The organism is Akkermansia muciniphila (genome assembly GCF_030848305.1).
In the GTDB taxonomy this organism is placed as follows: domain Bacteria; phylum Verrucomicrobiota; class Verrucomicrobiia; order Verrucomicrobiales; family Akkermansiaceae; genus Akkermansia; species Akkermansia muciniphila_A.
The window spans coordinates 406,981-426,425 of sequence record NZ_CP114598.1 but is presented as its reverse complement, the minus strand read 5'-3'; the positions used below and the strand labels follow the sequence as shown (position 1 = coordinate 426,425).

At 57.1% G+C, this 19,445-nt stretch carries 15 protein-coding genes; 5 read left to right on the top strand and 10 right to left on the bottom strand.

Features of this window, described 5'->3' with window-relative positions; all coding sequences use genetic code 11:
* The first annotated feature begins 72 nt into the window (after positions 1-72).
* The 5 genes from O4G22_RS01960 to O4G22_RS01940 all read left to right on the top strand — a co-directional run bounded on the left by O4G22_RS01960 (position 73) and on the right by O4G22_RS01940 (position 7,735).
* Positions 73-960 (top strand): prephenate dehydrogenase, encoded by an 888-nt coding sequence (locus O4G22_RS01960; RefSeq protein ID WP_306702021.1) that lies wholly within the window; start codon positions 73-75, stop codon positions 958-960.
* Between the two features lie 119 nt (positions 961-1,079).
* Positions 1,080-3,302, top strand: coding sequence for a TonB-dependent receptor (locus O4G22_RS01955; protein WP_306702020.1), 2,223 nt, complete (start codon positions 1,080-1,082; stop codon positions 3,300-3,302).
* Between the two features lie 15 nt (positions 3,303-3,317).
* Positions 3,318-4,064, top strand: coding sequence for an ABC transporter ATP-binding protein (locus O4G22_RS01950; RefSeq protein WP_306702019.1), 747 nt, complete (start codon positions 3,318-3,320; stop codon positions 4,062-4,064).
* Positions 4,061-6,886 carry an ABC transporter permease gene (locus O4G22_RS01945; protein WP_306713914.1) on the top strand — a complete coding sequence of 942 codons (2,826 nt, stop codon included), beginning with the start codon at positions 4,061-4,063 and terminating at the stop codon, positions 6,884-6,886. Before O4G22_RS01950 ends, O4G22_RS01945 begins: the two co-directional genes overlap by 4 nt.
* A gap of 213 nt (positions 6,887-7,099) precedes the next feature.
* Positions 7,100-7,735, top strand: coding sequence for a CatA-like O-acetyltransferase (locus O4G22_RS01940; protein ID WP_306702016.1), 636 nt, complete (start codon positions 7,100-7,102; stop codon positions 7,733-7,735).
* 49 nt (positions 7,736-7,784) lie between these two features.
* Here the strand turns inward: O4G22_RS01940 and O4G22_RS01935 are convergent, their stop codons facing one another.
* From O4G22_RS01935 to O4G22_RS01890, 10 genes are all read right to left on the bottom strand, one after another.
* Positions 7,785-8,753, bottom strand: a complete 969-nt coding sequence (locus O4G22_RS01935; RefSeq protein WP_094137476.1) for an ABC transporter ATP-binding protein — start codon at positions 8,751-8,753, stop codon at positions 7,785-7,787.
* An 18-nt stretch (positions 8,754-8,771) separates the two neighbouring features.
* A complete protein-coding gene (gene der, locus O4G22_RS01930; RefSeq protein ID WP_300770592.1) occupies positions 8,772-10,166 on the bottom strand; it encodes a ribosome biogenesis GTPase Der in 1,395 nt (464 codons plus the stop codon).
* Positions 10,167-10,240: 74 nt separating this feature from the next.
* Positions 10,241-11,332: an LptF/LptG family permease gene (locus tag O4G22_RS01925; protein WP_290488465.1), complete on the bottom strand. Its 1,092-nt coding sequence runs from the start codon at positions 11,330-11,332 to the stop codon at positions 10,241-10,243.
* Between the two features lie 151 nt (positions 11,333-11,483).
* A complete protein-coding gene (recO, locus tag O4G22_RS01920) occupies positions 11,484-12,020 on the bottom strand; it encodes a DNA repair protein RecO (protein ID WP_306702015.1) in 537 nt (178 codons plus the stop codon).
* Entirely contained in the window at positions 12,020-12,793 is a 774-nt protein-coding gene (locus O4G22_RS01915; protein ID WP_306702014.1) for a tetratricopeptide repeat protein, read from the bottom strand. Before O4G22_RS01915 ends, recO begins: the two co-directional genes overlap by 1 nt.
* 7 nt (positions 12,794-12,800) lie before the next feature.
* On the bottom strand, positions 12,801-14,687 hold the full coding sequence (dxs, locus tag O4G22_RS01910; RefSeq protein ID WP_306702013.1) for a 1-deoxy-D-xylulose-5-phosphate synthase: 1,887 nt from the start codon (positions 14,685-14,687) through the stop codon (positions 12,801-12,803).
* Positions 14,668-14,928, bottom strand: coding sequence for an exodeoxyribonuclease VII small subunit (gene xseB / locus O4G22_RS01905; protein WP_306702012.1), 261 nt, complete (start codon positions 14,926-14,928; stop codon positions 14,668-14,670). Before xseB ends, dxs begins: the two co-directional genes overlap by 20 nt.
* Positions 14,929-14,935: 7 nt before the next feature.
* On the bottom strand, positions 14,936-16,813 hold the full coding sequence (locus tag O4G22_RS01900; protein WP_297547155.1) for an ArnT family glycosyltransferase: 1,878 nt from the start codon (positions 16,811-16,813) through the stop codon (positions 14,936-14,938).
* The gene (locus O4G22_RS01895; RefSeq protein ID WP_306702011.1) at positions 16,810-18,201 is read right to left on the bottom strand and encodes a sigma-54-dependent transcriptional regulator; all 1,392 of its coding nucleotides are present in this window, start codon (positions 18,199-18,201) and stop codon (positions 16,810-16,812) included. The genes O4G22_RS01900 and O4G22_RS01895 overlap by 4 nt, the downstream gene beginning before the upstream one ends.
* Positions 18,198-19,400: a two-component system sensor histidine kinase NtrB gene (locus O4G22_RS01890; RefSeq protein ID WP_179218592.1), complete on the bottom strand. Its 1,203-nt coding sequence runs from the start codon at positions 19,398-19,400 to the stop codon at positions 18,198-18,200. Before O4G22_RS01890 ends, O4G22_RS01895 begins: the two co-directional genes overlap by 4 nt.
* Positions 19,401-19,445 lie beyond the last annotated feature (45 nt).

Sequence of the window (19,445 nt, the reverse complement as noted above, 5' to 3'; positions counted from 1 at the left end):
CCGCAGCGAGATCATGCCGCGCCCCTGAACATGCCGATGTTCCGGGGCGCTGATGTATTCCCCTGTAAGTCCATGAGAGAATATTCCCGAAAGCAGTTTTTCTTCTCCTCCGTCGCCATTCTCGGCCCTGGCCTTCTGGGCGGGTCACTGGCGCTGGCCGTCAGGAAGCAGTTGCCGCATGTCCATGTGCGTTTGTGGGGCAGAAGGGAAGAACCATTGGAATATGCCCGTTCTTCCGGAGCCGCCCATGTTGCTTCCACCCGGATGGAAGAGGTGGTGGAAGGGGCGGATTTGATTGTGCTGGCTACCCCGGTTGGCGTGATGCCCCGCCTTGTTTCCGACATGCTTCCTTTATTGAAGCCGGGAGTTCTGGTAACGGATGTGGGTTCCGTGAAGGGGTGTGTGCACCAGGCCGTTGGGTCCGTGCTGGCGAAAGCCGGCGTGGCGTTTATCGGCTCCCATCCTATGGCCGGTTCCGAAAAGCAGGGTATGGAGCATGCTTCCGGAGAGCTCTTCCGGGATGCTACCTGCATCCTGACGAATGACGAGCATGTGCATGAAGATGTGCTGCTGTTGCTCCAGCGGTTCTGGGAGCGTGTGGGCTGCCACTGCATCCGGATGAAAGCGGCGGATCATGATTCTTCCGTAGCGCGCATTTCCCACATACCTCATGCTTTGTCCGCCTTGTGCGTCCACAGCGCCCTGGATGGAGGGGATGCGAAGCTGCTGGGGCTGGTATCCGCCGGAGGTTTCCGCGACACCACCCGCGTTTCCATGGGGGAACCGTCCATGTGGGCGGAAATTCTGGCGGAAAATTCCCCTGCTGTTCTGGAGCGTCTGGATGAAGCCCTGGCCCAGCTGGGGCAAGTGAGGAATTGGCTGGCCGCAGGGGATAAGGAAGCATTGCGGGAATGGCTGAAGGCCGCGGCGGAGAGCCGGGCGCAGGCGTTGGGCTTGTGAAAGGGCATGGCCGTTCTGCCGCCAGATACGCTTTTGCCTGAAGGAAAAGGAACGGTCTGTTATCAAATTGTTAACAATCGGGAATGGACGGCCCTTTGTTCCGTCCTATACTTGACGCCATGCGTTTTTCCAACATGAATATCCCCCGCCATTGCCGCCAGGGGCGCGGCTTGCACCGTGCCGCCGCCATTGGCAGCCTGCTTGTTCTCGGACAGTCTGCCTATGCCGAGACACAGCCTGCCGCAGCAGAGGAAGGCGTGCAGGAAATGCCGGAACGCGTGATGACCATCCGTTCCAGGTCCCTGCGGGCGGAAACGGTCAGTTCCGCCACTCTTACGAATATGAAGACGGAGGAAGTTCCGCAAACGGTAAACGTCATTACGAGGGATCTGATGGATTCCAAAGGGTCCGATTCCCTGGTGGAAGCGCTGCGTATGGATTCTTCCGTCAATACGGGCGGAGACATGCTTTTATCCCGTACGGCGGACCAGTACACGATCCGCGGCTTTGCCGGCAGTGATGTCCAGCTCGGCAACATGCCTCTTCCGCGGGGCATGGGGTACGGCATGGATACGTCCCTGATAGAAAATATTGAGATTGTCAAAGGCCCCATCGGTTCCATTTCCGGCGGCCAGACCAGTACGCTTGGGGCATACGGCGCCGGCGGTTCCATCAACCTGATTCTGAAGGAGCCTGATTTCCTGGAACGGACGGAGTTGACGGCCTACGCCCGCCTTTCCCACCACGGGCAGAAATACCGCGCAACGATTGACGATACCCGGTACAGGGGGGATGAAACGAATGGATTTGCCCTGCGCACGGTGGTAGCCGCCGAGTATGAACGCCCGTTCTGGCTGAGCAACGGCGCCAACGGAGGCCAGAAGTACACGGTCTCCCCCATTTTCCGCTGGCAGCATGATTCCCGCACCAAGACGGTGCTGACGACCAGTTTCCAGTATCAGAATTCCCCGACGACGATGGGCATTCCTGTGCTGGGCGGCCATTTTGTGGGGCCGTATGACGCCTGGTACGGTTCTCCGAGCGGAAGACTCAATTCCAAATCCCTGCTGGCGATGCTGGATTTCGAACGCAAGCTGGAAAAGATATGGACGATCCGCATTGGCGGCGGTATTGGGTACAGCGACGTGGATTATAATGTCTGGGGCATTTCCTCTTCCGCAGGGAGAGGAACCAGCACGGCGGATTATTACAACCAGATGATTGCTTCCGGAAAGGCCAAATATGAAGCCGCCTGGAGCGACGAGTGGAATATCAACTGGAATTTTTATTCCAACGCACTGGCGGAATTTAAGACCGGGCAGGTGAAGCATGAAGCCCTGATGGGCATTTCTTACACGGGCAGCAGCGTTTATGGGGACGGTTCCAGCCTGGTGACTAATGCTACCGCGAACACGAACGGCTATTTTCCCCTGTACAATCCTCCTCCTTTTTTCCCGGCAGGACGCGATTATTCCGGCGCTAATGCGACGGATACCGTGGTGCAGAGGGCGGGCTTTCTGCTGCAGGATGTTCTCAGCTATGGACAGTGGCGTTTTCTGGCCGGCGTGCGCGGTGACGCTCATTTCAGCCTGGACAATAATTATGCGTTTGCGTGGAGCCCCCGCTTCGGAATTACCCGCATGTTCGGCGAACGCGTAGCATTGTTCGCCAACGCAGCCCGTACGTCCGCCCCCAACTTCGGGTATCTGGATGAAAACGGGAAGGAATTGACCGATTCCTGGCGTACGGACCAGATGGAATTCGGTTTCCGGGTCAGCCCGGTTGATAAGGTGTGGTTTTCCGCTTCCTGGTTTGACATCATCCAGAATAATACGCCTGTCGCCATAGACGGATATACCAACCGGTACTATTCGGACGGCTCCAAGAGGGCGGAAGGCGTGGAACTTTCCCTGAACGGGGAAATAACCAGGAATTGGAGTTCCTATCTTTCCTACACCTACACCCGCACCAAGAACCGGACCACCGGGGAAGTGTATCCCACGATTGCTCCGAATGCTCTGGCCCTCTGGCAGAAGTACCGCATTGACGGAGGATTGCTGAACGGTACGGTGCTGGGCCTGGGCTACCGCTGCAAGGATTCCTACTACGCTACGTTCCGAGGCGCAAAAATTGCGGACAACTACACCATCCCCTCCTATAGCGTATTCGACTTTACGGTGGAAATCCCCCTGCCGGAATCCAAATGGCTGAAAGATGCCACGCTGAGGCTGGCTGTGTATAATATCTTCGATAAAAAGTACGTGCAGTCCACCCGCCATGCCGTGCAGTGCACGGTGGGAGAGCCGCGCACGTTTGAAGTAGGCCTGAAGACCACGTTTTAACCTTGCGTTTCCGCCATGAGTTCCCCCGTCATTTCCGTCAGCCATCTCAAGCGCGGTTTCAAATCCGGTTCCGGGAATATAACTGTGCTGAAAGATATCAGCCTTACCGTGAACCGGGGAGAGTTCGTTGCCGTGATGGGCGCAAGCGGATCCGGAAAAAGTACTCTGCTGAACGTGCTGGGAGGGCTGCTGGCTCCGGATTCCGGCACGGTGACGGTGGATGGGATGGATCTCGGTTCCATGTCGGATGCCTCCCTGACGGTGTACCGGCGGGACCGTGTAGGGTTCATTTTCCAGATGTTTAACCTGGTGGGCACCTTGAACGTGGAGGAAAACATTCTGTTGCCGTCCCTGGCGGGAGGCAGGAAGGTGATTCCTTCCGCCCTGGACGCCATGATTGAGAAGGTTGGGCTGTCTCACCGTCGGCATGCCATGCCGGATACGCTCAGCGGCGGGGAGCAGCAGCGTGTGGCGATTGCCCGTGCGTTGGTCTCCGGTCCCGCTCTGGTGCTGGCGGATGAGCCTACGGGCAACCTGGATTCTGAAAATACCCGTCTTATGGGTGATTTGTTCCGGGATTTGCATCGTGCGCAAGGTTGTGCTTTTGTCCTGGTGACGCATGCGCCGGACGTAGCCATGTGGGCGGATCGTGTAATCGTGCTCAAGGACGGCAGCATTGTGGACGACAGGTCCACAGCGGAATTTGCCGGTCCTGCGGAATTGTCCTCCTTCTATGAACGTACACTGAATGATGCCTTATGAGGTTGCTGGTCAAACTGATTTGGAGAGATTTGCTTGCCAGCCCCGGCCGGATGGCTGTCAGCGTGTTCGCCATCCTTGTCTCCGTCAGCCTCATTGTATGGATGATGGGGAGCTATGATACGCTGGTCAGGGAGTTTGATAATGATGCGGAGGCCTATATGGGGAATTATGACCTCTGCCTGGTGCCGGAGCCTCCCAAAGGGCCCCTTCCTCCCGGACAGTACCCGCAGTTCCGTGACCAGGAGCTGCCCGCCCGTCTGGCCGCCTCTCCCCTTGTGGAAACGGTGAACACCGCGTGCCAGGTGCCGCGCCTCCAAATCGGCTGCGGAAATGAGCGGGGCAGCTTTGACGAGCAGACGCGCGACCGCATGGGAATTCCTCCCCAGAGCCCCATCCTGGTGGGAAACCATGCTGTGGAGTGCCCTTATGAATTGAAGGAGGGAGTTTGGCCGGATATGGCTTCCTCCTCAGCCATGGAGGGGGTGCTGGGCAGCGGAAGCGCCAAATATTTCAGCGCGGGAGTGGGAACCGTCATGAACGTGCGCGTGGGAACGCATGTGTACGACGTCAAGATTGTGGGCATCGTCAAGCAGGCCAAGGCCACTCCCGGCGTCATCATGGGGCCGGGCGGCATGTCCGGCCCGGCTTTCTCCTCCCTTTTTGTGCCCGTGAAGGTATGCGAGAAAATTACGGGACAGCCTTTTGTCCCTAATTTGATTTACGTTCAGCTCAAGGAAGGAGTGGACAAAAAGGAATTTGCGGAAAGTTTCCGGCAGGAGCTGGTCCAGGCCGCCGCTGCGGTGGCGGATACGGATTCCATCATCCGGCGGCTTTCCAGCGACCGTTCCGTCCGTTCACAGAAGGATAGCGCGGAAATGTCCGTCTGGCTTGTCCTGTTCTCCTGCATTTTCATCATTTTTACGACGTTGAGCATCGGCGTCAGCGAACGTGCCCGCAGGCTGGCCCTGATGCGCGCTCTGGGGCTGGGGCGCATGCAAATTGCTTTGCTGATTGCAGGAGAGGGGATTTTTCTGTGCATTCCGGCATTGCTGGGAGGGCTGGGCGCCGGTTTTTTCCTGGTGTACCTGCTGGAGGAAGGCTCTGCTTCTGCCCCCGTGATGGCCTGGTCCACCGTATTAACCGCCGCCGTATGCGCTGTGGGCGGGGCCTTGCTGGCTTCCATCATTCCTGCGTGGCGCGCTTCCCGCCAGTCTCCGCTGGAAGCGGCCGTTCCTTCCTCCGGATTCATCGGGAAGGTGAGCCGTGTTCCTGTGTGGTCTGTCGCGGCGGGTCTCGCATGCGTATGTCTTCAGCCTGCGGCCCTGCTGTTGCCGGGTCTGGAGGCAGAAACGCGCAAATGGATATTTTTCTGGCTGGGTTACCCCGGCCTGGTAGCCGGTGCGCTGTTTCTGGCCCCCTCCTTCGTGCGCGTGACGGAGTGGGCCGGGGCATGGATTACCGGATTTCTGCTGCGCGTTCCGCATTCTTTCCTGAACATGCAGCTCAGCCGCAACCTCAGCCGTTCCGTGGGAACTGCCGTATCCATGTCTGTGGGCCTGTCTCTTTTTGTGGGGGTGCAGACATGGGGCTATTCCATGCTGGTTCCCTTTTCTCCTGATACGTCGACGCCCGGAACCCTGGTTTCTTTCCTGCATACGGAGTTCAAATCCGCGGACGTTCCGGAGCTGATGACGCGCCCCAGCCTGCGGAATTCCCGAATGTATCCCATCTACGTGGATGAACCGGATATTGCTCCGGCACAGATGAAGACCCCCGGTTTTTCCGGGATGCGCAACCGTTCCATCGTGTTGGCCGGCATTCCCGTGGAGGAGATGACCGGGGGGAGCCATCCGCTGTTCAACCCCGTGTTTGTTTCCGGAAATCCGCAGGAGGCTTATGCTATGCTGGAATCCACCCGTTCTCTCCTGATTCCGGACACGTTCGCGCGGGCGGTGGGGTTGAAGGTCGGGGATGACTTGATGCTGGTTAATCCGTCTTCCCGGGAACGCCGTCCCGGAAATGAGTCTCCTTCCGGTATTCGCGGCCGGGGCAGGGGGGCCGCCGTGCGGGGAGAACCCTGGAAAGTGGCGGGAGTAGTTTCCTTCCCCGGCTGGCACTGGTTGACCAAAACCAGCGGAATGCGCGTCCGCCGGGGAGGCTTTGTCGCTGCTTTGGCGATTGCCGATGAACGCTGGCTCAAAGAGGAATACGCGCATCAGGGATTCCAGTTCATCTGGGGGGATACCGCTCCGGGGATTAGCAACGTGGAACTTCAGAACGACCTGGGAGAATATGCCCTGATGAAGGTGAGGCAGCAGGAGAACGGAGGGGAAGGAGCCAGGCCTCTGGTGAAAGCCCTGACCAGGGAAAGCCTGGGGGGGAGTGTTACCAGCCGCGGGGATGATGTGATTTTTACAATGAGCAAGCTTCCTATCATCATCATGGTGATCGCCGTTCTGGCCGTGCTCAATACCGTGCTGGCGTCCGTTCAGTCCCGCCGCCGGGAATTCGGATTGATGCGTGCGGTGGGCGTGCCGGGCGGCATGGTGATGCGGATGCTCTGGGCGGAGACGCTGATGGTTTCCCTGTGCGCCGTTGTCATGAGTCTTGCGCTGGGAGTGCTTGGCGCCTGGTGCTCCATTCAGATTCTGGAATACGGTTACCACTTCGGCATCGTTACTCCTCCTGTTACGATGCCCTGGGCGCATCTGGCCTGTGCTGTGCTTCTGGTGTTTGTCCTCTCCTCACTGGCGTGTCTTCTGCCTGCGTGGCGCATGAAGCATGCGTCCGTGACGGATTTGCTTTCCGTTCGCGAGGGGTAGAAGCATTCAGGATGTTCTTTATTGCAACATAGTTGATGATTGGATAAATAAAGGCATTAATCAATGCGTTGGCGCTGGGAACAGCCGGGCTGGAATTTCCGGGAGAGGCGGGGAATATTGTTGCTTTGACTGCTTCTGTCCTGTTTTTTTGCTGCCGGAGCAACAACGCGAAAACGTGTACGGGGAAGCCTTCCCTGAATAGAAAATAAGTGCATGAAAAAGAAAATAGAAATCGCTTCCTGGCCTCGAAGGTCCCATTATGAGTATTTCCGGACGTTTGACTGCCCTTCGTTTTCCATTACGTCTCCGGTCCGGGTGGATGCCCTGTACCGTTATGCGAAACAGGAGGGGATTTCCTTTTTCATTCTGTGCCTGTTTGTGCTGTTGAAGGCGTTGAACAGGGTGCCCCAGCTGCGCCAGCGGGTGGAAGAAGGGGAGGTGTGGGAGTATGAGTCCGTGAATGCCCTAGTTCCGGTGCTGGCAGCGGATGGAGAATTCACTCAGATTTTAGTGGAATACCGAATGGAGCTGGCTGATTTCCTGGAACATGCCGTTCCTCTTGTCCAGGCGGCCAAACTTGCTCCCGCCCAGGCGAATCCGTGCCACAGGGCGGATATTGCCGTATTCAGTTGTTTGCCGTGGATTTCATTCACACAGGTGGCCAGCGCCTACAGGGTGTTCCGGGATCAATACTTTCCCCTCATTCATTGGGGGAAGATGGAGGCGGATGCTTCCGGCAGGATGATGATGCCCGTAGCCATTCAGGCGAACCATGTGCTGGTGGATGGAGTGCACGTGGGCCGTTTTTACGGCATTCTGGAAGAATTGTGCGGAAATCAATTCAGTTAAAAGGATTTTCCTGTGCGCAGCATTATCTGCGAGCAAACAGGAAAGGAAACTAAGCCAGACAGCCCGGACAGTTCTGGACTGAGTGCCCCGGGGATATTTCCACCAGCTCCGGTTCCCGGTCCGTGAGGCAGAGCGCCGGGTTTCCGAGGGTGTTTCTGGGGCGGAAGCTGCATCCGCAGGGCTCCTGAGTCATGTTGGGTGGCAGTCCGGGAATGGTATAGAGGGGTGCGCCTTTCGCATGCAGTCCGGGAATAGATTTCATCAGGGCTCTGGTGTAGGCATGCCGGGGATGTTCCAGAAGTTCTTCCGCCGGGGCGCTTTCCACAATGCGGCCTGCATACATGACGTTGATGCGGTCCGCGTATTGGCGCACCACGCCGAGGTCATGCGTGATGAGGATGACGGAGGTGCCCATGTCCTGCTGAAGTTTTCTGATGAGATCCAGCACCTGCTTCTGGACAGTGACGTCAAGGGCGGTGGTGGGTTCATCCGCGATGAGTATTTCCGGCCTGGTGATGAGGGCCATGGCAATCATGACGCGCTGGCGCATGCCGCCGGAGAATTGGTGGGGGTATGCGTCCATGCGCTGTTCCGCATCCGGTATGCCTGCCAGGGCAAGCTGTTCCAGCGCGCGTGCCCGCGCTTCTTTTTTGCCGGCCCCTTCGTGAATGATAAGGGGTTCCGCCACTTGCTCCCCGATGGTCAGGTACGGGTTGAGGGAGGTCATGGGGTCCTGGAAGATCATGGAAATGCGTTTGCCGCGGATGGCGCGGAGTTCCTTTTCCGTGCAACGGAGCAGATCCGTGCCGTCCAGCATGGCGGAACCGCTTTCAATGCGGCCCGGAGGCATCGGAATGAGCCCCATCATGGAGTAGCAGGTGACGGATTTTCCGGATCCGGATTCACCCACGATGCCAAGCGTTTCCCCCGGAGCTACATCAAAGGACACATTCCTTACCGCCCGGACAATGCCGGCCCTGGTGTGGAAGGAGGCGCTGAGGTTCCTGACGGAGAGCATGCGGAGAAGGAGGGATGATCAGTCGTTGCGCACGCGTGAACGGGCGGAGAAGATGACCGGAATGCCGGGAGCGGGGTAGGCTTCCCTTATTTTGTTGCGCAGGTACTGGGAATAGCTGTCCGTGAGCAGGCTTTTGTCATTGACGAAAAGAACATAGCGCGGGACGGGAATAGTATTGTACTTGGGGTCCACCGCTGTGGTGGCGTAATATATTTTCAGCCTTCTGGCGGAACCGCTGGCGGAGCCGGGAGGGTTCATCTGCTGGGCGAGCTGGATCAGGCGGTTGAGCTGGCCGGTAGTGGGCAGGTTATGGGATTCCCGGCGGATGCGCGTGATGACTTTGAAGATGATTTCCACGCCTTCCGCTTTTTTGGCGGAGGTGGCGATGAAAGGCGCGTAGCTGATGAAGAAGAGTTCCCTGCGCACCTGTTCCTCCACTTCCGCCATGCGGTCCTTGCGGGGGGCATTCGGATGGAAGAGGTCGAATTTGTTGACGATGATGATACAGGGTTTTCCTTCTTCCGCAATGATGCCGGCAATGCGGCGGTCCTGTTGCGTGATGCCCGCCGCGATGTCAATAACCAGCAGGCAGATATCCGCCCGGCGGATGGCTTTCTCACTGCGCATGGCGGAGAAGACTTCTACGGAGGTGTCCCGACGGGAGCGGGGACGCATGCCGGCGGTGTCAATCAGCACGTAGGGCTGGCCGTCGTGCAGGTAGGGGATGTCAATGGCGTCACGGGTGGTGCCCGCCACATTGGAGACGATCGTGCGCCTGTCCTGGAGGATGGCGTTGACCAGAGAGGATTTGCCAGCGTTGGGGCGTCCTACTACGGCTACCTTGATGGGAAGGGGCGTTTCCTCTCCGTTTTCCGGTTTTTCCTCCAGTTCTTCTTTAAGCGGAGCCCCTTTCTGCTTGAGAAAACCGTCCAGTCGGGAGGCTAATTCGGAGAAGCCTCTGCCGTGGGCGGCAGAGAGAAAGATATGGTCGTCAAAACCCAGTCCGGCAAATTCGCCCAGATTGAGATCCTGTTTTTCATGGTCGGCTTTGTTAAGAAGGAGGATGACGGGAATGTCCGATTTACGGAGGTGGTCCGCGATGCTCTGGTCGATAGGGGTAAGGTGATCCCGGCAGTCCAGCACGAAGAGGATGAGGTCCGCCGTTTTTATGGCAATGTCCGCCTCCGCCTCCACCTGTTCCGCAAAGCCGTCGCTCAGGCGCGCGCCGATACCGCCCGTGTCCATGATTTTACAGGCGCGGTCCGTAATCCTGCAGGGGGCGGAGAGCCGGTCGCGGGTGACGCCGGGTTCATCATGCACGATGGCGATGCGCCTGCCTGCCATTCTATTGAAGATGGCGGATTTCCCGACATTGGGCCTGCCTACGATGGCGATGGTGGGGACGTGCTGCATGCACACATGCTATCCGAAGCTCCCATGCTGTGAAAGCTAATTCCACGCCAGCGGGAGGGACTTCCGCCGGGGGCTTATCCCTTGTGCGTGGCCCGTTTGTGAAGGCGCAGCGCCACGGCAACCGTGATGATGTTGGGAAGCCAGAGCAGAATATAGGGGAGCATCGTGTCGTTTTTACGGGACAAGTCCGCAAAGATCAGGGCTAAAAAGTAGAGTGAGGCGATCAGGATGCCCAGGGCAAATCCCGTGGAGGTGTCTTTTCTGCGGGTATTGATGGCCAGCGGCACGCCGATGAGGGCAAAGACAATGCAGGCCAGGGAGAAGGAGGCGCGCCTGGGCAGTTCCGTGGCGAATTCCGTAGTCTGTCTTTTATCCAGATAGCCGGGCGTGTCCAGAGCTTCCCGGATTTCCCGGTTGGTGAAGCGGTTGGCCTTGATGCGCCGGGAGCGGGATTTGTCCAGATTGATGCTCAGAGGCATTTCGTCCATGGTCACGCTTTGGGAGATGGAGTCTTTTTCCTGAGTGGTGATGAGGGGATTGATGAGGTGCAGGGTGAGGATTTTTTTCTCGGGAGAGAAATCCATGGTTACGCGTTCCGAGTGCATGGCCACGGCCGGAGATTTTTCGTCCGCTTTCTGGTAAATGTGCATGCCGTGGATGACGTCATCCACGCGTTTGTCGATGTAGATTTCCAGGTTGTCGAATTTGGTAATGGCCTGGCCTTCATTGAGAAGCCCTTTCGGGTTGATGGAAGCGGCTTTGATGAGCAGCTCGGAAATGGATTGCTTGGCACGCGGTGCGATGTCTATGTTAATCCAGTAGCAAAGGCCGGAAAGGGCAATGCCGATGGCGATGGCAGGAGCGCTCAGACGCCACAGGCTCATGCCGGACATGCGCATGGAGGTGAGTTCGTTGTCCGAGGCCAGACGGCCGTACACCAGAAGAACGGCCGTCAGGAACCCCCACGGAATGGAGAACATCAGGGAAAAGGGGATGACCTGGAAGATGAATTCCAGAACGATGCTGATGGGGGCCTTGTTCTCCACCAGGAGGGGGCGCAGTTCCTTGAACAGGTTGCCCAGAAGGAGCAGGGCGCTCAGGGCCATTACCCCCAGGGCCGTGACACCAAGCAGCTGGCGGGCAATGTATCTGTCAAGGATCTTCATGCAGTAAAACCGTGCCTGATATTGTGCCTGAAGGCTGCGGACAAGTCAATCTCGCGCACGGAACAATGCACATCCCGTCCCGGAGGAAGGGCTTGGTGAGCGGGGAGGGGAACTTCCTTTGCTGCAAATGAAAGCGGGATAGGCATGTTGCTCAGCTTTCTTTTTGTTCCAGGTTTCCGAGCAGTTTTTCCCGCTGCGGGGGAAGCTTGCCGAAGTGGGATTTCAGAATGACGTGCGCCGGGATGCCTGGGTGGGCTATTCCATGCAGCCGGGCGAGTTCCTGTTCGAAGTGCAGGACGGCGCGGAGCGTAGGGTCATTGTTTTCCAGATAGGTGTAGGCCCTCTGCAGCAAGTCGTAAAATTCCGGGATGGGCGTGTCCGGTTCCAGCATTTGGAGAAACAGGCGCGCGAAATAGCCCGCCGCACTGAGCCGGAGGTAATTTTTCCGGAGGGCCAGGCGCGGCGAAAGCAGATCTGCGGAGGTCAGGGTGTGCAGATCCCCTTTTTTTGCCTGCGTCCACTGCATGCGGCACTGATAGAAAATGTCCAGACGCCCGGCAAAGGGACTGCTAGGTTTTCTGGCGCTTTTTGCCGCCGTTCTGATAAGGCCTTCCTCCGTGCACCAGACGGCAATCAGGCCGTTTTCTCCCAGGGGGTAGAGCTTCAGGACCGTCGCTTCCGCGTTCATTAACGGCGTTTTTCCAGTCCGGTTTTTACCGGCTGTTCGGTGGGGACGGTCTGCCCGTAGGGGGAGGGAAGGATGCCGGCTTCCGTCATAGCGTCCGTAAAGGCCTGGATGGCGCTGGTGCCTCCGTGGATGCGGATGGCGGAAAGGAGCTGTTCCTGGGCAGCCTCCTTGTCCCCTTCCATCAGTTTGAGGATGGCCTGGGTGCAATAGTAGTATGGCGTATCATCCATCGGGCCGTACAGCTTTTCCAGTTCCGCGGCAAGCGGCTGGTTATCCAGTTTTCGGGCGCAGATATAACGCTTGAATTGCAGCAGGGGCGTCATGCCGGAATTGTCCTTGAAGGAGGGAAGGAGTTCCGTAAAAGCTTTCAACGCTTTGGAATAGTCGTGATTGACGTAATGCGCTTCCGCCAGGTTGAACCGGATGGTGAGGTTGAAGGGATCCAGTTGCTGGGCTCTTTCAAAATTTTCCAGGGCCTTTTCGATATTGCGGATTTCAATGTAGCAGGCGCCGCGGAGGTTGTATAAGCCCGGATTCCCGGTATAAAGTTTTTCCAGTTCCATGAGGGAAAAAAGACATTCCATGATCCTTTTTTTGGCAAAGAGCTGTTCCGCTTTGCGGAATTGGTCTATATAGCTTTTCCTGGTTGTTTCCGGCAGTTTATTGAATTCCTGAATCCAGGCAGGGGAAGGGGAGCCCGGAAAGGACTGTTGCGCGAAGGCGGGAAGAAAGGCGAGCGCAAGCGCCGCCAGCAGGAAGGAGCGTGTCTTCATGAATCAATCAGGAGTTCAGGTGGGGAATGATTTTTTGTAGCGCGGCTTCCGCCGTGAGTCCATATTTTTTTCTGAGGATGGATTCCGAACCATGCTCAATGAATTGATCCGGCCATGCGATGGCCTCCACGGGCGTCTTGATGTCTCCGGTTTCCAGGGATTCAAGGACGGAGGAGTTGAAGCCGCCGCTGATGGAGTGGTCTTCGAAGGTGCAGACTACCCTGCTGCGTTCTGCGTGACGGCGGATGCATTCATCATCCAGAGGTTTGATGAAACGGGCATTGATCAGGGTAACGGTGTAGCCGCGGGCTTCCAGCAGCGAGGCGGTTTCCCGGGCGATGCCGATCATGGTGCCCAGGGAGACGAGGGTTACATCCTGTCCCGTCTGAAGTACTTCCGCCTTGCCGATGGGGAGGATTTCCCCCTTGGCGGGGACGGGTACTCCGGCGCCGCAGCCCCTGGGATAGCGGATAACGGTGGGCCCGTTCTGGTAATGGTTCATGGTTCGGAGCATGTGGACGAATTCAGCTTCATCCTTGGGCTGCATGAAGACAATGTTCGGGATGCTGCGAATCATGGCAATGTCAAACAGCCCGTGGTGTGTGGGGCCGTCGTCCGGGGACAGTCCGGCGCGGTCCATGCAAAAACGCACGGGCAGTTTTTGCAGCGCGGCGTCATGTTGAATCATGTCAATACAGCGCTGCATGAAAGTGGAGTAAATGGCGATGTAGGGTTTCATGCCCTCCGCCGCCAGCCCGCAGGCGAAGAGGGCACCATGCTCTTCCGCGATTCCTACGTCAAAATAACGTTTGGGGAAAGCTTCCTTGAATAAGTCCAGCTTGGTGCCGCTGGCCATGGCGGCCGTGATGGCTGTGATGGATTCATCCTCGCGCGCCATTTTCACCAGCGTGGAGCCGAAGATATGGGAGAATGTGGGGGTGGGGGCGGCCTGCGTTTCCCCGTCCCTCACGCAATAGGAGCCCAGGCCGTGGAATTTGGTGGGGTTGTCCAGGGCGGGCTGGTAGCCCTTGCCCTTCTGGGTGACCACATGCAGAATAACGGGTTCGTTGAGATCCTTGATGTAGGCGAGGGTACGTATCAGGGTGGGAATGTCGTGTCCGTCCAGGGGACCGAAATAGCGCAGCCCGAATTTGTTGAACAGGAGTGACGGGAAGATCAGGTTCTGGGTGGTGCCTTCCAGCTTGAAAGCAAAGTCCCTGGCCTGCGCGCCGCCCAGCTTTTCAATGAAGGAGGCTGTTTTATCCCTTAACCAGGAAAAGGTTTCCGAAGTTTGCAGGGAGTTGAAGTATTTTGCCAGCGCTCCTACGTTTTTGTCGATGGCCCATTCGTTGTCATTCAGAATGGTGATGTAGCGTTTGGTGGTCTGGCTGATATTGTTCAGCGCCTCCAGAGTGGTGCCGCAGGTGAATGCCGCATCTCCGGCTACGGCCACCACATGGTAGTCTTCTCCTTTCAGGTCCCTGGCCGCGCACATGCCCAGGGCGGCGGAAAGCGCCGTGCCCGCATGCCCCGCTCCGTAGGAGTCGTGAGGGGATTCGGACATTTTGGCGAATCCGGAAAGCCCCCCATGCTGGCGGATGGTATGGATCAGGGGAGCGCGCCCCGTCAGCATTTTATGGACATAGGCCTGGTGGGAGACGTCAAAGATGATTTTATCCCGCGGCGTTTCAAAGACGCGGTGAAGGGCAATGCTCAGTTCTACTACGCCCAGGTTGGGGCCCAGGTGGCCTCCGGTGAGGGAAAGGGAGTGAATGAGCGTATTCCGGATTTCTTCCGCGAGCCTGGGCAGTTCCGACTCAGGAATTTTCATCAGGTCTGCGTGGCTGCGGATGCTTGCCAGCAGTTCCGGAAGTTCAGGTGAGGGAGAATTCATTGCTGTCTGGTTCATCGGTATCCGTTTTATCCTGAACGGCTTCCGGGTTGCTGAGAGTTTGAATGCGCAGTTCCGCGTCATGCAGGATGCTGCGGCAGTGACGGATGAGCTTATTGCCTTCTTCCACCAGGGCTATCATGTCTTCCAGCTCGGTAATGGGGGCTTCCGTCAGACGTATGATTTCTTCCAGGCGTGCTACGGATTCTTCAAATCCTGGAGCGTTTTTCCGTTGTTTGGCCATATGGGGATTAAGGTTGAGGAGTGGTTTCCTGAAGGTCTTTGTAAAGAATCATTTCCGCTCCCTGAATGAATTGGCGGGAATCAGGCGTTCCGAAGCGCTGCGCCAGGGGAGCAAGCGCCTGACTGTGGTCAAAGAGGTACACGGGATTTTTATCCTTGGTCTGGAACAGAACGGTGCCTTCCAGAACGAGGGGAGTGAATTCTCCGTAGGAGGAGGCAATGGTGCGGAGGTTCATTTTTGATGTGGAAGAGGGAGTCACCAGAATGCTGCCCACCTTGCCGCCGTGGAATTTCAGAATGCGTTCCAGCACCATGAGTTGTTCCACCATTTTGGGGATGCCGATGGCTTTCCGGTCTGCATACCAGCCGACGGCGGCCGGCTGGTCCGTGAGAATGAAATCCTTTTCCGCCGTCTGGGAGCGAAGATCCCGGTTAAGGCCCTGGGGATAGTAGGGAGGCCATGCCGGAATACCGCGGCCGGCTGTCAGGATGCCCACCCGCACAATGTGCGGAAGGTTGAGCAGAAGCGGAAGGGAGGTGATGAGCAGGGAAAGCAGCAGAACGCCGCCCCGAAGGATGGAGATTAGTTCTCTGTTGGAATGCCTGGCAATCAGGTTGAGAACAAATGCCGTGCCGTAGGCCGTGAAAAAGGGAGCGAAGAGGATTTGAATCTGCCCTAAGGAAATGCCGGTTTTATTGGAGGTATAAATGGCCATGCCGATGACGGCAGGAACCCACATGGCAAAAATGCCCCATTTGGACTGGTTGACTTCCGGCCGTTTGAATTTATGCAGGAGGGCCAGCAGAAATACCATGGCCAGGGGAAGATTGCCGAGGTTTTCATAGAGAAGGTCACCCTGTGTCAGAATGTTGTTGATGACGGAAGTGACGACTTTTTGGGCGGCGATGGGAATGCTTCCGGAAACCAGAGCATTCATCGCTATTTCTTCATTGCCGGTCAGCCCCGTGAAGATGGTGTAGTAAGCCGTTCCGAAGAAGCCCCCGCTGAGGGAGCGGTTGATGTAAATGGGGTAGGCCAGGAAAAGAAGGAGAATGATAAGGCCCGGGATGCAGTACAGGCCGTGCGGTTTGAACCGGATGCCTGCAAAAATCAGAAAACCGGCCATGGGCCACAGTCCGATCCACCCGGTGAGGCAAACGCATGAGAAACAGATGGAGCTGCCGATGAGAGGCAGCAGGAATGCGCGGTTCTCCTCCTTGTTTTGCAGCGCCCGGTACAGAAAATAGATGCCCCAGGCAAAGAAGAAGAGCATCATCATCTGCGGGAGGCCGCTGGTGGCGTATTGCAGGAAAAGATTACTGAGTATCATCGTCAGGCAGGTGAAGCAGGCGATGGTGACGTCAAACATCCGGAGGAGGATATAATAGCAGCTCAGGACGGCCAGGATGAAAAACATGCAGGAAATGCCCGCCACAATTCGGTCAGGCAGATAAATCATGGATGAGCCCGTCATGCTCCACAGATCAAATTTGTGGACGCCGGCCATCTTGAAGACGACTGCTTCCACCAGAATGTTCAACGGAGCGTTGCGTGTGTCCCGGAGGGCGTAGGGATTGAATTTTTCCGGATCGACAAGGGTTTCGCCCTGTCCGGCCCGGATGGCTTCCTGTTCGTGTATCTGGGCGTCTGAAAGAAAAGGGTTGAGGCCGGCGCGGGTACTCCCGGAGACCATCTGGATGGGCCTCAGCCAGTTGGTGGTCATCCCCTGCCCCCTGGCTACGTTGCGGGCGATTTGGGCGTGGTCCATGGCGGCGTCGGTGCCCAGCCCGTTAAAGTTGAAAAAGTACTGCACCCCCGTGATTGCCAGCAGCAGGATAAGGATGATGATAAAAGGGGTGCGGGATGCCGAGGAGGACTCATTCATGAATGGAGGATATCTTGTAGTTTGCGTTGAAGGGTGCGCCGGCTGATGCCCAGCAGGTGGGCCGCTGCCGTTTTGTTGCCGTTTGACTGGGCCAGTGCTTGTTGGATGGCATTCCGTTCCAGCAAGGATAAATTCAAAACCCCGGCCGGGACAAGCCCATTCTGCGTGTTGGGTGCATTGTCCTCCGGCCGTTCCTGTGGAGGGGTTTCCGGAGAAGTATCCTGCAGTTGAGGGGGAAGATGGTGGATGCCTATGCTGGCGGAATTGCTCATGACGACGCCATGTTCCATGGCCGTGCGGAGTTCACGAACGTTTCCCGGCCACTGGTAATTCCGGACGGCTTCAAGCGCGTCCCGGGAAAGAGGCTTGAATTCCTTGTTGTTTTCTCTGGCGAATTCTTTCAGGAAGGCGGTAGCAAGCAGGGGAATGTCTTCCCGGCGGTCCCGGAGGGGGGGCATTTGGATATGCACCACATTGAGACGGAAGTAGAGGTCTTCCCGGAATTTCCCTTCCTGGACGAGTTTTTTCAATGATTTGTTGGTGGCCGCGATAACGCGCACATTGACGGGAATGGATACATTGGACCCTACGCGTTCTATGGTCCGTTCAGACAGCACCCGCAGCAGCCGGACTTGCGTTCCGGCGTCTATTTCCCCGATTTCATCCAGAAAGATAGTGCCGCCGTCCGCCTGCTCAAAGCGGCCGATGCGGCGTTGTCCGGCTCCGGTGAAGGAGCCTTTTTCATGGCCGAACAGTTCGCTTTCCAATAATTGGGGGGAAAGGGCCGCACAGTTGACGGCCACGAATTTATTTTCCGGCCTTCCGGAGAGGGAATGGATGGCCTGGGCTACGAGTTCTTTCCCGGTGCCGCTTTCCCCCTCAATCAGCACGGTCGTTTTGCTGGGAGCCACCTGGCGAATAATGGAGAATACGTGTTCCATGGCGGCGGACCTGCCCAGCAGTTTTTGCAGGCCGGAGTCCGCCTGGATGCGGGTGGTGAGTTCCTGGTTGGCCGTTTCCAGGTTCCGGGTGTGGAGCGCCCGTTTGAGCACCAGCTCCACGGCGTCCAGATTCAGGGGTTTGGTGACGAAGTCGTACGCTCCCTCTTTCATAGCTGCTACGGCGGCATCCACGGAGCCGTAGGCAGTCATCATGATGCTTTGCGGAGGGTGGGGCAGGGCGGCGGCGGCTTTCAGCACATCCATACCGCTTTCCCCGCCCAGTCTCAGATCCGTCAGGACCAGATCCGGAGATTCTTCCCGCAGGAGGGCGGAAGCCTGGGAGAGATTGGCGGCGGTGTACACCTCGTAATCATCCTGAAAACCCATGCGCAGAGCGTCGCGCGTAGGTTTTTCATCATCTACGATCAGCAAGACAGGCATCTTCATGATGGAATGGAGGGGGGCAGGAGCCTGATGGTGCGTTCCACGCGCGGCAGGAAGACCGTAATGGTGGTTCCCTGACCCGGCTGGCTGGCCAGGGTGATGGAGCCGCCGTGTTCCTTCACGATGCGGCGAACGATAAGCAGCCCCAGTCCGGAGCCGGTGGATTTGGTGGTCAGGAAAGGTTCATAAATACTGCCCATGACCTCCGGTGAAATGCCGCAGCCGGTATCCGCCACAGTGACGAATACGCTGTCATCCGTATAACCGCTTTTGAGCAGAATAGTGCCTCCCTCCGGAGGAATGGCCTGGTAGGCATTCTTGATCAGGTTGTAAAAGACTTGTTTGATCTGGACGGGGTCCAGGCTGAGGATGGGAAGACTGGGCTGGAGGTCCGTGTTGATCTGGATGCCGCGCTGCTGGATTTCCGGTTCCAGCAGTTTCAGCACTTCCATGAGGATGGTTTCAATATTGTAGGGTTCCCGGATGGGCCTGGTGGGGCGGATGGCCTGGAGGAATTGCTTCAGGATAACGTCCAGCCGCGTGGTTTCGCTCTCCGCTGTTTTCAGCAGTTCCTCCATATCCGTCCGGTATTTTGGAGGCAGCTGCTTTGCCTTTCTGGCCAGGAGCTGGAGATGGAGGCCTATGGAATTGAGGGGGTTGCCTATTTCATGAGCCACTCCTGCGGCCAGTAGCGTCAAGGCATTCAGTCGTTCTGCCTCAATGTTTTCCGCGTTTTTCTTCTGCCGGGGTGTTTCATCCCGTATCAGGACCAGGTGGCCCTGGTTTTTGCCGCCGATAGGGGAAATGAAGATGTTCAGGAATCTGTGCTCCGGGTAAAAGATTTCCGTGTCCCGGGAGACGGCGGTCCGGCTCTGCTGGATAGTGTCCCATGTACAGTCCCTGCCCAGGAAAATACAGAAGTCATCCGGAGTGATCTGCCCGCGTTCCTTGTCAAAGAGTTTGAGGGCAGCCTGGTTGACGAACAGAATTTTTCCCTTGTTATCCAGCAGGATCAGGCCTTCCTGAATGGCTTCAAATACCTGCTGAAAAAAACCCTGCTGTTCCGCCAGCTTGACAAAAAAGCGCTGGAGGTCTTCCTCCTTGATGTGGTCAATGCGGCCGATCAGCTTGTCAATGGTGTCTTTTTTCATGGCGGCGGTTCCGTTGCCGTGCGGCTCGCTCTTATATATAAAGAGCGGCATGTCACAAATCAAGCTGATGTGACATATTGTCGCGCATTTGCGGCT

Excerpts from the sequence above, each read along its gene's own strand:
- O4G22_RS01960 (WP_306702021.1), top strand. The coding sequence starts at position 73 with ATGAGAGAATATTCCCGAAAGCAGTTTTTCTTCTCCTCCGTCGCCATT.
- O4G22_RS01955 (WP_306702020.1), top strand. The coding sequence starts at position 1,080 with ATGCGTTTTTCCAACATGAATATCCCCCGCCATTGCCGCCAGGGGCGC.
- O4G22_RS01950 (WP_306702019.1), top strand. The coding sequence starts at position 3,318 with ATGAGTTCCCCCGTCATTTCCGTCAGCCATCTCAAGCGCGGTTTCAAA.
- O4G22_RS01945 (WP_306713914.1), top strand. The coding sequence starts at position 4,061 with ATGAGGTTGCTGGTCAAACTGATTTGGAGAGATTTGCTTGCCAGCCCC.
- O4G22_RS01940 (WP_306702016.1), top strand. The coding sequence starts at position 7,100 with ATGAAAAAGAAAATAGAAATCGCTTCCTGGCCTCGAAGGTCCCATTAT.
- O4G22_RS01935 (WP_094137476.1), bottom strand. The coding sequence starts at position 8,753 with ATGCTCTCCGTCAGGAACCTCAGCGCCTCCTTCCACACCAGGGCCGGC.
- der (WP_300770592.1), bottom strand. The coding sequence starts at position 10,166 with ATGCAGCACGTCCCCACCATCGCCATCGTAGGCAGGCCCAATGTCGGG.
- O4G22_RS01925 (WP_290488465.1), bottom strand. The coding sequence starts at position 11,332 with ATGAAGATCCTTGACAGATACATTGCCCGCCAGCTGCTTGGTGTCACG.
- recO (WP_306702015.1), bottom strand. The coding sequence starts at position 12,020 with ATGAACGCGGAAGCGACGGTCCTGAAGCTCTACCCCCTGGGAGAAAAC.
- O4G22_RS01915 (WP_306702014.1), bottom strand. The coding sequence starts at position 12,793 with ATGAAGACACGCTCCTTCCTGCTGGCGGCGCTTGCGCTCGCCTTTCTT.
- dxs (WP_306702013.1), bottom strand. The coding sequence starts at position 14,687 with ATGAATTCTCCCTCACCTGAACTTCCGGAACTGCTGGCAAGCATCCGC.
- xseB (WP_306702012.1), bottom strand. The coding sequence starts at position 14,928 with ATGGCCAAACAACGGAAAAACGCTCCAGGATTTGAAGAATCCGTAGCA.
- O4G22_RS01900 (WP_297547155.1), bottom strand. The coding sequence starts at position 16,813 with ATGAATGAGTCCTCCTCGGCATCCCGCACCCCTTTTATCATCATCCTT.
- O4G22_RS01895 (WP_306702011.1), bottom strand. The coding sequence starts at position 18,201 with ATGAAGATGCCTGTCTTGCTGATCGTAGATGATGAAAAACCTACGCGC.
- O4G22_RS01890 (WP_179218592.1), bottom strand. The coding sequence starts at position 19,400 with ATGCCGCTCTTTATATATAAGAGCGAGCCGCACGGCAACGGAACCGCC.